This is a genomic window from Ensifer sp. VA4, from assembly GCF_055710065.1.
In genome coordinates, this window is sequence record NZ_JBVQPO010000011.1 from 17,431 (window position 1) to 29,985 (window position 12,555).

The 12,555-nt window shown below is 62.4% G+C and carries 8 protein-coding genes; all 8 read right to left on the reverse strand.

Annotated features, from left to right (window positions below; all coding sequences use genetic code 11):
• Positions 1-188: 188 nt before the first annotated feature.
• Complete coding sequence (locus AC0C6X_RS19675) at positions 189-2,201, reverse strand: beta-galactosidase (RefSeq protein WP_472954894.1); 2,013 nt, start codon at positions 2,199-2,201, stop codon at positions 189-191.
• Positions 2,202-2,321: 120 nt separating this feature from the next.
• Positions 2,322-3,356 (reverse strand): LacI family DNA-binding transcriptional regulator, encoded by a 1,035-nt coding sequence (locus AC0C6X_RS19680; RefSeq protein ID WP_472954731.1) that lies wholly within the window; start codon positions 3,354-3,356, stop codon positions 2,322-2,324.
• Between the two features lie 84 nt (positions 3,357-3,440).
• Positions 3,441-5,144: an amylo-alpha-1,6-glucosidase gene (locus AC0C6X_RS19685; RefSeq protein ID WP_247960665.1), complete on the reverse strand. Its 1,704-nt coding sequence runs from the start codon at positions 5,142-5,144 to the stop codon at positions 3,441-3,443.
• Positions 5,145-5,148: 4 nt separating this feature from the next.
• A complete protein-coding gene (locus tag AC0C6X_RS19690; protein WP_173519785.1) occupies positions 5,149-5,961 on the reverse strand; it encodes a carbohydrate ABC transporter permease in 813 nt (270 codons plus the stop codon).
• Complete coding sequence (locus AC0C6X_RS19695; protein WP_472954733.1) at positions 5,954-6,910, reverse strand: carbohydrate ABC transporter permease; 957 nt, start codon at positions 6,908-6,910, stop codon at positions 5,954-5,956. The genes AC0C6X_RS19690 and AC0C6X_RS19695 overlap by 8 nt, the downstream gene beginning before the upstream one ends.
• 19 nt (positions 6,911-6,929) lie before the next feature.
• Positions 6,930-8,159 carry an ABC transporter substrate-binding protein gene (locus AC0C6X_RS19700; RefSeq protein WP_247960667.1) on the reverse strand — a complete coding sequence of 410 codons (1,230 nt, stop codon included), beginning with the start codon at positions 8,157-8,159 and terminating at the stop codon, positions 6,930-6,932.
• Positions 8,160-8,179: 20 nt separating this feature from the next.
• Positions 8,180-9,328: an ABC transporter ATP-binding protein gene (locus AC0C6X_RS19705; protein ID WP_472954734.1), complete on the reverse strand. Its 1,149-nt coding sequence runs from the start codon at positions 9,326-9,328 to the stop codon at positions 8,180-8,182.
• A gap of 193 nt (positions 9,329-9,521) precedes the next feature.
• Positions 9,522-12,554 carry an aminotransferase class III-fold pyridoxal phosphate-dependent enzyme gene (locus AC0C6X_RS19710; protein ID WP_472954736.1) on the reverse strand — a complete coding sequence of 1,011 codons (3,033 nt, stop codon included), beginning with the start codon at positions 12,552-12,554 and terminating at the stop codon, positions 9,522-9,524.
• Position 12,555 lies beyond the last annotated feature (1 nt).

The following is a 12,555-nucleotide window of genomic DNA, read 5'->3' on the forward strand; positions in this document are numbered from 1 at the left end:
CAGCCTTGGCTGTTCAGGTGCATGCAGCTCGCTTTTTAGGCACCGCATTTCGAGCTGCGGTGCGTCGCTCTTGTTCTTTCGGAATAAATGCCTCCTTCCGTGCACGCGCGCTCACAGCGCGCAGCTGGACCGATGCGCGCTGTGACAAGCGATATCGTTTTGGAAACAGGCGTGTTCCCGCTTCCCGATTACTCCGACCAGATCGCGACATCGACGGGGCCAAGCTTGCGGCCGCCGACATGGAAGGTCGCGTTGGCAGGCGCCGGCACGTCCACGGCCGTCTTGCCGTAGTTGAAGGCGAAGGTGAGCTTGCCGCGGCGGGTGATGCGCAGGTCGCCCAAATCCGCCAGTGCCTCGACCGAGGCCCAGCCCAGCGCATCGCCGATCACCTTCTTCAGCAGTTCGCCGCGGGCGCCGGTTGCGAGGTACCGCGCCTTGTCGTTGCCGACGAGCGCCGGCGCGCCGTTGCGATAGTCGCCTTCGAAGGTCGCGAGCACGATCTCGCTCGTCCTGACGGTCTCGCGCCAGACGCCGGCCGGATAGGTCTCGTTGCCATAGAGCACGCTCTCGCCGTGAAACTCCGGCAGTGACTCGACCCGTGACACGCTGAGGTCGATCAGTGAGGCGAGCGGACCCGGCGGCAGGCCTTCCGGAATGTGCATATCCCTGGTCTTGCTACCGCTGCGTGGTCCGAACAGAATCCTGGCGCCAGACGCGGCGAGCTTCTGAACGAAAGCCTGGTCGGGGATCACAAGGTCGGGCGCGAGTACGAGCTGGTAGCCTTCGAGGTCCGAATGCTGGCCGATGAAATCGACGTCGACGCCGAGGCGGGCAACGGTCGAGTACCAGTCGAGCGCGATTGCCGACGCCAGGTAGGTGCGTCCCTGCGGCAGCGCGCGTGTCGCCCAGCGCGAATTGTAGTCGAGCAGGATCGCGACCTTTGCCTTCTGGCGGCGTTCCCCCTTGGGAAGCCGCTTCATCTCTTCTGCCACCTGCGCGACTTCGAGATAGCCCTGGTCCGCCTCACTGTTTGGCAAGAGCAGTCCGGCATGGAATTGTTCCTGCGCAAACGGCACCTGGCGCCAGCGGAAATAAGAGACCATGTCGACGCCATGGGCATAGGCGAGCCAGGTCCACAGCCGCACCATGCCGTCGGCGGGTGACTGGTTGTGCGACGCCCAGTTCACCGGACCCGGCTGCTGTTCCATCACCCAGACGCGACCATTGCCGACGGCGCGGTAGAGATCGTGGTTGAAGGCGGGCTGGTCCGGATCGCCGACGCGGAAGTAGCGGCCCTTGTCTTCCGACGAGAGCCGGCCGTTCAACAACCCGCCCATCGGATAGACGTCCCAGGACGCGATATCGATATCCTCGCCGACCTTGTAGTGATCGAAGTCGGTATTCTGCGACATGAAGTTGTGCGTCACCGGACGGCTCGGCGAATGCTTGCGGATGATGTCGACTTGCGTCTTGTTGAAGGTTTTCACCTGGTCTGAAGAGAAGCGGATATAATCGACGATATGGGTCGGGCTCGGCTCCTCCACAAGGTTGTTCGGAAGATCGACTTCGTCGAAGCTGAGATAGTTCATCGCCCAGAAGGCTGTGCCCCAGGCGCGGTTCAGTTCCTCGACCGTGCCATAGCGGGCTTCAAGCCATTCGCGGAAAGCGCGGAGCGCCTCGTCGGAATAGCTGTAGATCGTGTCGTGGTCGCCGTACTCGTTGTCCGTCTGCCAGGCGTGCACGAAGGCATTCTTGCCGTAGCGCTCGGCCATGGCTTCGGAGATGCGCGCCGCCTCGATGCGATAGCGGCGACTGGAAAAGCAATAGTGACGACGAGCGCCGAACTTGCGCACCACACCCTTGGCGTCGACGGGCAGAATGTCGGGATAGCGATCGATCAGCCACTTCGGTGGCGCGGCGGTCGGCGTTCCCAAGATCACCTTGAGGCCGGCATTGCCGAGCACGTCGATGGCATCATCCAGCCACGCCCAATGGAACTCGCCCGGCCGCGGCTCAATCTTCGCCCAGGCGAATTCACCGATGCGCACCCAGGCAAGGCCGAGCTCGACCATGCGGCGGGCGTCCTCTTCCCATTTCTCGCGTGGCCACTGCTCCGGATAGTAGCAGACGCCGAGTTCCAGCATGTCCGTCTGCTGCTCTTTGGCGTTGAAGCGGTTCGATCTCGTCAAGGGCATGTGCACGGGTCGGTCCTTCGTCATTCTCTCGGCCGGTTGGGTCCGGCCTGGGGTTTGTCTGGCGCCCAAATATAAACGTTTATATTCTGAAGCATGAGTGAGCGGCCCTTCCGGACCACGGTTCCATCAACGGTTCGGATTCAAGCGATCGTCGCAGCGCTCGATCAGATCGGGCATCAGGAGCGTTTGCAGCGCCTCCGGCGGTTCACCTTCCATGCGCCTCAGGATGTAGGCGCCGAGCAGGCTGCTCGGTTCGCTGATCGGCAGGTAGTAGGTGGTGATCGGCGGCGCGAAATATTGGCTGACATTGAGATCGTCGGTGGCATTGATCACGGCGTCACGCCCATGCACCAGTCCGCGCTCATGGAAGCCCGAGAAGGCACCGAGCGCGGAGGCTTCGTTGGCGCAGATATAGGCGGTCGGCGCATCGCTGAGTTCCGACATCGTCAGCACGTTCTCCCGACCGAAGGCTGGCGTCAGCCGGCCATGGGCAACGAGCGCCGGATCATAGGGAAGCCCCGCCGCCTCCAGGGCGTGTTTGTAGGCTTCCAGCCGCGTGATACCGTAGCTCAGGTCCGAGAGCGGGTTGAGCAAAGCAATCCGGCGGTGGCCGCGCTCGATCAGCCGTGCCATCGACACCCGGATCATCTGCTCGTTGTCGGCATCGACATAGGCATGCGGTGCGTTGTGGATGCTGGTGCCGTAGGTGACGAAGGGGAAGTCCGCCGCCTGCATGGTGCGGATGCGCGGATCGTCGGCGCGCGTGCCTGAGATGATGATGCCGTCGGCCTTCTTCAATGACACGATCTGCTTGATGACCGCCTGGCTTTCTTCGAAATTCCGGACGGCATAGAGCGAGACGCGATAGGGGCTGTCTTCCAGCGCCCAGGAAATACCGCTCAAGAGCTGGGCGTATTCGACGCCTTCCCATTCGTTCTGCTTCGGGCCCGGCGCCGTCATGATCGCGGCGACCTGATAGGTCTTGCCGGTGCGCAGTTGCACGCCATGCATGTTCAGTTCATAGCCGACGCGTGTCGCCGCCGCGATCACGATCGCGCGCGTTTCCGGGCGAACCTGAGGCGAATGCTTCAGGGCCTTGGAAACGGTGGCGATGGAAAGCCCCGTCTCCTGCGCGATGGTCTTGATCGTCGGTCTCTGCATTGCGTCTCGACTCGTCACGGTTTGTTAGATCACGATTATGATAAGTTGGAGAGGGGTGTGTCGGAAAAACGCAACCATTTTTCGTCACCCCGCCCTCATGCTGAGCGATGCCGCCAGCACGAGATAGACTGCGGATGTCCAGGCGAATGCCCGATCGCGAAGGCCCTTCCCCGAGCGCGCATCGAAGTTTTCGGCCATACCGCTTTTGCTTGCAAGTGAACAGAACTTTTCCGCAACCGCATACGCAAGCTCAATCTTCCCTTGTCGGCGCAGACCATCCCAGAGAAGCAGCGTCGTCGGCGCCCAGATCGGCCCGCGCCAATAGCCGTCGTCCTCGTAGAAGGAACTCTGCGGGCTCTCGGTCGCCGGTCCCCATTCGGTAATGAAGCCGCCGGCGACGAGACGAACCACGAGCTTTTCGCGCATGTCGGGTGTCAGTCGCGCGCCCAAGAGCAGTGGCATGAACTGGATGAGATTGTTTCCGGGCAAAACGCGCTCCGGGGCTTGCGCCAAGCGCGCGCCAAAAGTTTCGCCGGCCCACAGCCGCTCGAACAGCAGCGCCTGCAACTCGTCCGCTTTTTGCCGCCACATCGTCTGGCGTTCTGCGTCGTCCTCCAGCAGGTCCGCCAGCGTCTCGCAGGCAAGGATCAGGAAAACCGGCAGGTCCGGCGAAATCACCGGGCCGCCTTCGGCAAAGAAGGTCGCATTGTCCCAGCCGCTGTCATTGCCGTGGAAATAGGACGGCAGGCTCTTCGCATCCTTGCGCCCATAGGTCAGCCAGTAATCGACCTGGCGGCCAACGGCATCACGCAGATAACACTTGCGCTCTGCCGTGAGGAAGCCTGGCTCGGCAGCCGCGATCAGCGACACCGCCCAGCCATGCACAGGCGGCTTGGTGAAAGCGTAGAGCACGTCGCGGTCGTTGATATAGTCCGGCAGCAGACCCGAGGCGTCCTGATGGTCGAAGATCGCCGCGAACTGGTCGAAGGCGAGGTCCTGATCGAAGGCGGCGACACCAAGGGCTGAGAAGGCGTTGTCCCAGCTCCAGATGTTGATCATGTGGTTCTTGGACATGTAGATCGCCGGCCGCGTCAGCGCGCCGCCCGCCGGCACGCCATTCGCCCAGAGCAGATAGCTCGCCAGCCGATGCGCCTCTTCCTGGCCGCGAACGCCCTTCGGAACGCGCGCGTACCATTCAGCAAACTCGGCCGTTGCGCCGGACAGCGCCTCCGCGAAACGGCCGGGCCGATCGACAGGTGGCACGGTGCGGAAAAAGTCCACATTGCCCTCGAAGACGTCGGGCGCTGAAAAGGAAAAGGACACGTCTTCGGAATGATCGCGCTGCCAGGCGCCCGTGACCTTCAATTCCCCAGTGATCGCCCGAGGGATGAACTTGACGTTCTCGACCGCAGCAACGAGGCAATCCTCGCCCTTGGGCGTGCGGTAGACATAGTCGTAGCGCGAGCCCTCCAAATGGAAGCGGACGCCGGCCTGCTTGCCGGATATGTGCAGCCTTTCTCCTTCGCCGATGACGAAGCTGACCATACCCTCGCCGATGCGGGCGTCGAGCCGCTCCGGGGAAAGCACCGGCTCGGGCGTCGCGGTCTTGCCCTCCGCATCGAGAAATTCGACGCGGCAGAGGCGACCGAGCGAGGGCCGCTCGTCGCCACCGGCAACGTGGCGCAGATAAAGCGCCCGCTCGCCATCGCGGCCCGGTACCCGCATCATCGAGAGCGTCAGGAACCGGCCCCTACGGCTGAAGGGGACGTAGTTGATATCGAACAGCATGCCGCTATCCCTTCACCGACGAGCTGACCGCGCCATCCATGATGTAGCGCTGGGCGACGAAGAAGAGTGCCAGCGGCGGCAGGCAGAGGATGACGGTGATCGCGGCGATTGATGTCACGTCCACCTCGTGCAGGCCCTTGAACATGGAGAGGCCGAGCGTCAGCGTGTACTTCGATTGGTCGTTCAGGAAGATCAAAGGGCCGAGATAGTCGTTCCAGGCGTTCATGAAGTGGAAGGTGCCGACCAGCACCAGCGCCGGCATCATCAACGGCAGGTGGATGCGCCAGTAGATGTCGAAGGCATTGGCGCCGTCCATGCGCGCGGCCTCATCGATCTCCATCGGCACGGTCATGATGTACTGGCGCAGAAGAAAGACGAAGAAGGCGTCGGCAAAGTAGGCCGGCACGATCAACGGCTTCAGCGTGTTGATCCAGCCAAGAAGGTTGAACTCCATGTAGAGCGGGATCATCTTCACGTCCCACGGGATCATCATGGTGGCGAGCAGCAGGATGAACAGCGGGTCGCGGCCGGGGAAGCGGAAGCGGGCAAAGCCATAGGCGACGAGCGACGAGGATATGAGCTGGCCGATCGTCGACAGCACCACGACGATCACCGAGTTGGCGAGATAGGTGCCGAAGGGCTGCTTGTTCCAGGCGGCGGCAAAGTTTTCCCAATGCCATTCCGACGGCCAGAAGACCGGCGGAAACTGGTAGAGTTCGGCGGTGCTTTTGATCGCCGTCATGAAGGTCCAGTAGAACGGCGCAATGAACAGCGCCGAGAGCAGGATGAGCGCGGAATAGAGCACCGTCTTACGCATTGTGCTCTCCATCGTTCTGGCGGACTTCGCCTTCGTAATAGACCCAGGCGGCCGACCAGCGCATGACGGCGATGCTGAGCAGAAGGACGATGATGAACATCACCCAAGAGCCGGCGGCGGCGTAGCCCATGTCAAAGTATTTGAAGGCGTTGTCGTAGATATACATGGCGAAGAAATAGGTGGAGCCGAGCGGTCCGCCCTTGGTCAGAAGCAGCGCGATCGTCAGTTGCTGGAAGGCGGAGATGATCGAGGTGATAAAGGTGAAGAGCAGCATCGGCCCGAGCATCGGGAGCGTGATGAACAGCGTCTGCGCCCAGCCAGGAACGCCGGAAACCGTCGCCGCCTCATAGAGTTCCTTCGGGATCGCCTTGAGGCCGGTCAGGAGGATCAGCATCGTGCCGCCAAGCCCCCAGAGGCTGGCGATGATGATCGCGACGATCGCCAGGTTCGGATCGCCGAGCCAGTTCGGCCCCTCGATGCCGACGAAGGAGAGCATGAAGTTCAGGAGGCCGTATTCCTTGCTGTAGATCCAGCTCCAGATCGTCACGAGGGCCACGCCGGAAATGACGCTCGGCAGATAGAAAGCGGTGCGGAAGAAGCCGCTGGCGAAGGTGATATGGTGCAGCATCAGCGCCAGCAGGAACGACATGACGATGTTGAACGGCACGTAGATCGCTGCACACTTCACCGTGATCCAGAGGCTCTCCCAAAACTGCGGGTCCTCGAAGAGCATGGAGCGGTAGTTGTCGAGGCCGACGAAGCTGCGCTCGCCGACGACCGGCCAGTCGTAGAAACTCATCGTCAGTGAGAAGACGAGCGGGCCGAGCGTGAAGAACAGGAACCCGAGGATCCACGGGGAGATGAACAGGTAGGGCGCCGCATAGCGCGCGATGGCGGAGCGCTTGCGCCTTGCCACCTTTGGCTCTGCACCGGCATAGGTCATATCCATCTCCCCATACTCCCTTCGCTTACTTGATCAGACGCTTGGAGCGGTTGACCGCATCGTCGAGATGCTGCTTGGCGTTGCCCTGATCGATCATCGTTGCTTCAATTGCGCGGGCGAGATTGTCCTGGACCTTGCCCCAGTTGGCGTTCTTCAGGAACGCATGGATCTCGGTGTTCGAGGTGGCGAGAATGTCGAAGAAGGGCTTGTAGATTGGGTCCTTGATCATGCCCTTCTCTTCGGCGACGCTGGTGCGCACCGGCAGATCGTTGACGCGCATGGCGACGGCTTCGGGCGAGGAGAAGAACTTGACGAACTCCCAGGCGAGGTCCGGATGGGCCGCATCCTTGGCGATCGAGATCGCCGAAACGCCGAGCGCCGAATGGGCCGTCTTGTCGCCGAACCTCGGCAGTGGTGCCACGCCATACTTGATGCCCGACTGATCGATGCCGGACTTCGACCACATGGCGCTCTGGAACATGGCGATCTTGCCGCCCTTGAAGAGCGTGCTGCCTGATGTGTCGTCGCCGAGGTTCAGCGTGATCGCTTCCTGCTTTTTGGCCATGTCGGCGAACATGTCGAGCACCTGCGCGGCCGCATCGCTGTTCATGTAGCCGTCGATCTCTTTGCCGTCTTCGGAGATGTATTTGGTACCGTTCGACCAGAGGAACTGCTCGAAGTCGTAAGGATCCGGCTTGGCGTCGACGGCGAAGCCATAGACCTTGTTCGGCTCGTCGCGGAACTTGGCCGCCTTGGCGCGCAGATCGTCCCAGGTCCAGCCGTCCTTTGGCTCCTCAATGCCGGCCTTGGCGAACATGTCCTTGTTGTAGAAGACAACTTGCGTGGTGAAGCCCGACGGCATGCCGTAGGTCTTGCCCTCGACGCGCGTCGTATTCATCAGGCCCTTCGGGAAATCGTCCGGCTTGATCTCGGCCGCGTCCTTGGCGATCAGATCGTCCAGCGGCTTCAGCGACGTGTAGTATTGCGGGAAGTTCCACATATACATCACATCCGGCGGATTGCCGGCGCCGAAGGCGGCAATCAACTTCTGATCGTAGCCATCCGCGTAGGGCTCGACCTGGACCTTCACGCCCGGGTGCTTCTCCTCGAACTTCTTGGCGATATCCTGCTGGATCGCCAGGCTTTCGTCGGTATCCCAGGTTGCAAAACGCAGTACTTCTTCTGCCCGGGCTGTCGTGGTTCCGGCCATTGCCAGAACCATCAGCGAGCCGATGATCGACTTCCTGTTGAGCATGCTTCTCCTCCTCATTCGGGTCACGCGACCCGCTTTGCCTTTTCCTGATTGATGAGCGTCTGCGTCTCGACATCGAGCCGTCGCGCGACCGCCCGACCATCGCCGTCGAACAGATGGCAGTGCTCGGCCGGCAGGCGCAGATGCACGCGCTCGCGCGCCGAAACCGGGTGTGTGCCGCGCACGACGGCGGTCATGTCGCCGCCGTTTTGCAGGCTGATATGAACATGGCTTTCTGTTCCGAGCCGCTCGACCAGGCGCACGTCGCCGACGAGATGCCCCGCCTCAGCCGAAACCAGCTCGATCTTGTCCGGACGAATCCCGAGCGTCACCGACTTTGCCCCGGCAATCGGCGCGGCGTTAAGCATCTCGAGCGTCAGCGGATGGGCGAGACCACCGCCGGCAAGCGTCACGGATGCGTCGACCTGCCCGGTTACTCCTGTCGTCACGAAGTTCATGCGTGGCGAACCGATGAAGCCGGCAACGAACAGGTTGGCCGGTTGGTAGAAGAGTTCGAGTGGGGTGCCGAACTGGCTGACCTTGCCCTTGTCGAGCACCACGACACGATCGGAGAGCGTCATCGCCTCGACCTGATCGTGGGTGACGTAGATCATCGTGACGCCCAGGCGCTCGTGCAGGGCTGCAAGCTCGACGCGCATGGTGACGCGGAGACCCGCATCGAGGTTCGAGAGCGGCTCGTCGAGCAGGAAGAGTTTTGGTTCGCGCACGATCGCACGACCGATCGCCACGCGCTGGCGCTGGCCGCCGGATAGCTGGCGCGGCTTGCGGGCGAGCAGTTCCTTGATGCGCAGGATGTCGGCGGCATTCTCGACGCGGCGATCGATCTCGTCGCGCTTCATGCCGTTCAGCGCCAGACCGAAAGACAAGTTCTTGCGCACGTTCATATGCGGGTAGAGCGCATAGTTCTGGAAGACCATGGCGATGTCGCGCTTGGCCGACGCCACCTCGGTGATGTCGCGCTCGCCGAGGTGGATGGAGCCGCCATCCAGATCCTCGAGCCCGGCGATCGAGCGAAGCAGGGTGCTCTTGCCACAGCCCGACGGGCCGAGGAAGCAGACGAACTCGCCATCGGCGATATCGAGGTTGATACCCTTCAGGACTTCGAGCGAACCGAAGCCTTTGCGCAAATTTTCGATGCGGATCGCTGCCAACGGGCCCTCCCTGCCGGCCAGCGCTTAGCAGAGGCCAATGGCATGAGCTATGCGCGTTGTTAAACGTTTATATGAACGATAAAAACGTTTAACTTTCTTGTAAAGGAAAAAATCGCGTTGATCAGATTTTGCTGTCGAAGGTCACGTGCAAAAGCAAAACGGCCGCCGAACGGCGACCGTTTGGTCATTCCTGTCAGGGCGTTAGACGCCTGAGCGTCTCATCCAAAGCGTTGAGGAAGTAATCGCAATCCTCGGCGCTGAAGGGCGCCGGCGGCTTTACCTTCAGCACATTGTGGTGCGGCCCCTCGCTGCTCAAGAGAATGTGGTGCCTGCGCTTCATCTCGGCGATGACGAAGTCCAGTTCGCGCGCGGCCGGCTCCAGCGTCTCGCGGTCGCGCACCAATTCGATGCCGTTGAAGAGGCCGTGGCCGCGGACGTCGCCGACGATCGCATGCTTTCCGGCAAGCGCCCGCGCGCCATCCATCAACCGGTCGCCGACCACACGGCAATGATGCATCAGCCGTTCGTCGCGGATGACGTCGAGCACCGCAAGGCCGATCTCGGCCGAAACCGGGTTGCCGCCGAAGGTGTTGAAATACTCCATGCCATTGGCAAACGAGGCGGCGATTGCCTCCGTCGTCATGACGGCCGCCATCGGATGGCCATTGCCGATCGGTTTGCCCATGGTGACGATATCGGGCACCACGCCCTGCAGTTCATGCGCCCACATGTGGCTACCGACGCGGCCGAAGCCCACCTGCACCTCGTCGGCAAGGCAGAGGCCGCCGGCGGCGCGCACATGCGCATAGGCCTCGCGCAAATAGCCTTCCGGCAGCGTCAACTGCCCGCCGGTGCCAAGAATGCCCTCGCTGAAAAACAGCGCCGGGCGGCGGCCATCGGCGGCAAGCGCTGCCACCTGATTGCGGACGTCCTCAGCATATTTGCGGCCGGCATCCGCATCCCCGTAGCGATAGCGCCCGCGGTAGAGATCCGGCATCTCGGCGACCTTCACATGCGCCTTCTGCCCCTCCCCGCCCCTGCCGGCGAACTTGTAGGGGCTGACGTCGATCAGGCTCGACAGATGGCCGTGATAGGCGTGATCGACGGTGATGATGTCGCGGTTACCGGTATAGGCACGCGCCAGCCGGATCGCCAGGTCATTCGCCTCGCTGCCGGAATTGACGAAGAAGCAGACATTCAGCGGATCCGGAAACTGCGCGGCAAGCCTTCGGGAATATTCGACCAGACTATCGTGCAGGTAGCGTGAATTGGTGTTCAGCCGCTGCACCTGCGCCTGCGCGGCTTTGACGACGCGCGGGTGGCAATGGCCGACGTGACAGACATTGTTGACCATGTCGAGCCAGCGCGTCCCCTCCTCGTCGATAAGATGCGCGCCCTCGCCGCTGACGATCTTCAGCGGTGCTGCGCTATAGGCGATGCTCAGCGACCGGCCGATACGGCGATGGCGCTCTCGCACCAGGAACGCCTTGTCGCGCGCGACGATCACCGACACCGGCACCGAGAGACCAAGCACGACACTCGGGTCCGGGCTCACCTCGCGCCACACCTGCCATTGATCGCGCACGCCGACGCCATGCATGCGGCCGCCAAGGCCGAGATGGTCGGTGACGATCTGGAAATGCAGGTGCGGCGCCCAGTTGCCGTTCTCCGCGACCGTGCCGAAGGCGGCGAAGACCTCGCCCTTGGCGATCGATTGCCCCTCGCAGAGCTTGGCGACGCTTTCGCGCGACAGGTGACCGTAGAGCGTCCAGAAGTGCACGCCGCTGTCGACCTCATGTTCGAGCAACACGGTCGGCCCAAAGCCATAGGCGACAGCATCATCGTGAATGAAGGCAACCTTGCCGGCAAAAGGTGCGGAAACCGGCTCGCCCGCCGGGGCGAAAATATCGACGCCGAGATGCACCGACCGACGTGCGCCCTTCGCTGCCGTTTCGTAGGCCTCGCCCTGATAGATCCCGCGGTCCTCGCCATAGCGACCAATGCCGAAGGCGGCATGTTCGCTGCCGATCTCAGCCGCGATCCTGGCCTCGGCCTCCGCCGCATCGAGGCTTGCCCATTGCGCAGCCTCCGGACCGGAGGCGGAGAAATCGAGCACCGTCACTTTCGCCTTGCTGACCGAGGGCCGTATGATCGATGCGAAGTCATGGGCGTTCTTTTCCAGCCAGCGGACGACCGCGGCCGCCTGCGGGATCGGCGCAAAGCCACAGGCGTCGCGGATGCGCGCCACGGCGATCTTACGGTTCTCGCTCCGCAGGCGATTGAGTTCGCGCCAGACATCCTCCTGACTGACGAGCAGGTAGGTGTTCTCGGGGTTCTCGCGGATCTGCTTGGCCGCCATGCACATGCTGACAGCGTAACGGGTCAGCACCAGATCGAAAACCAGTTCGACTTCCGCTTCGCTCAAGCGATTGACCTGATGGTAAGCACCGGCGAGCGCTGCGATGGTCCCAACCGGATCGTCCGATCCGATCAGCGCATAGGCCGAGGCGACGGCGACTTCGATCACGCGCCAGGTCTCGACCATGTCGCCGAAATCGAGCAGGCCGCTGACCTGACCCGTCTCGTCGAGCAGCACGTTGTAGTCATTGGCGTCATTGTGAATGACCTGCATCGGGCAGGTCGTAAGGCGCGGCAGAACCGCCGAGGTGAAATGATCGAGGATCGCGTCGACTGCCGCACGCTTGTCGGTGCCATCGATCAGCTCGACGGGTTTGCGATGCATGTCGGCCCGGCCGATGTCCCAGGCATAGAGCCGCTTGGCGCCGGCGTGGGAAAAGTCTTCCAGGCTGCGATCAAGGCCTGCCAGCAGGTGCCCGAGGCTTTGCACGCTGGCTGCGCTACGCATCGGCGCCTTCGCCCAGATGTCACCGGGCAGCCAGGAGAGAAGCCGCGCCGTACGCGCGCCGCGAAGTTCGATCTTGCTGGTGACGGCTCCAGAGCGGTCGCGAAGGGCCCGGGAAATCGGCAGGTCCGACGCCTTGGCGGCGAGGTGCTCGAGCACCGCCACCTGCATATCGAGTTCATTCGCGTCGCCGGCTGCGTGCAGCTTCAGAAGGAACTCCTGGCCATCGGCAGCGGAGACGCGATAATTGAGATCGTGCTCACCCGGCAGCGGCGAGAGGCTTGTCTCGATGCCGTAGGTCTCGCTGAGCCAGCCGCGGATCGTTGCCAACTCCTGCTCGGTTCTCAAATCTCTGTCTGCCATT

Coding starts and splice junctions, on each gene's coding strand:
- AC0C6X_RS19685 (WP_247960665.1), bottom strand. CDS start 5,144: ATGCTGTTCGATATCAACTACGTCCCCTTCAGCCGTAGGGGCCGGTTC.
- AC0C6X_RS19695 (WP_472954733.1), bottom strand. CDS start 6,910: ATGGATATGACCTATGCCGGTGCAGAGCCAAAGGTGGCAAGGCGCAAG.
- AC0C6X_RS19680 (WP_472954731.1), bottom strand. CDS start 3,356: ATGCAGAGACCGACGATCAAGACCATCGCGCAGGAGACGGGGCTTTCC.
- AC0C6X_RS19710 (WP_472954736.1), bottom strand. CDS start 12,554: ATGGCAGACAGAGATTTGAGAACCGAGCAGGAGTTGGCAACGATCCGC.
- AC0C6X_RS19690 (WP_173519785.1), bottom strand. CDS start 5,961: ATGCGTAAGACGGTGCTCTATTCCGCGCTCATCCTGCTCTCGGCGCTG.
- AC0C6X_RS19700 (WP_247960667.1), bottom strand. CDS start 8,159: ATGCTCAACAGGAAGTCGATCATCGGCTCGCTGATGGTTCTGGCAATG.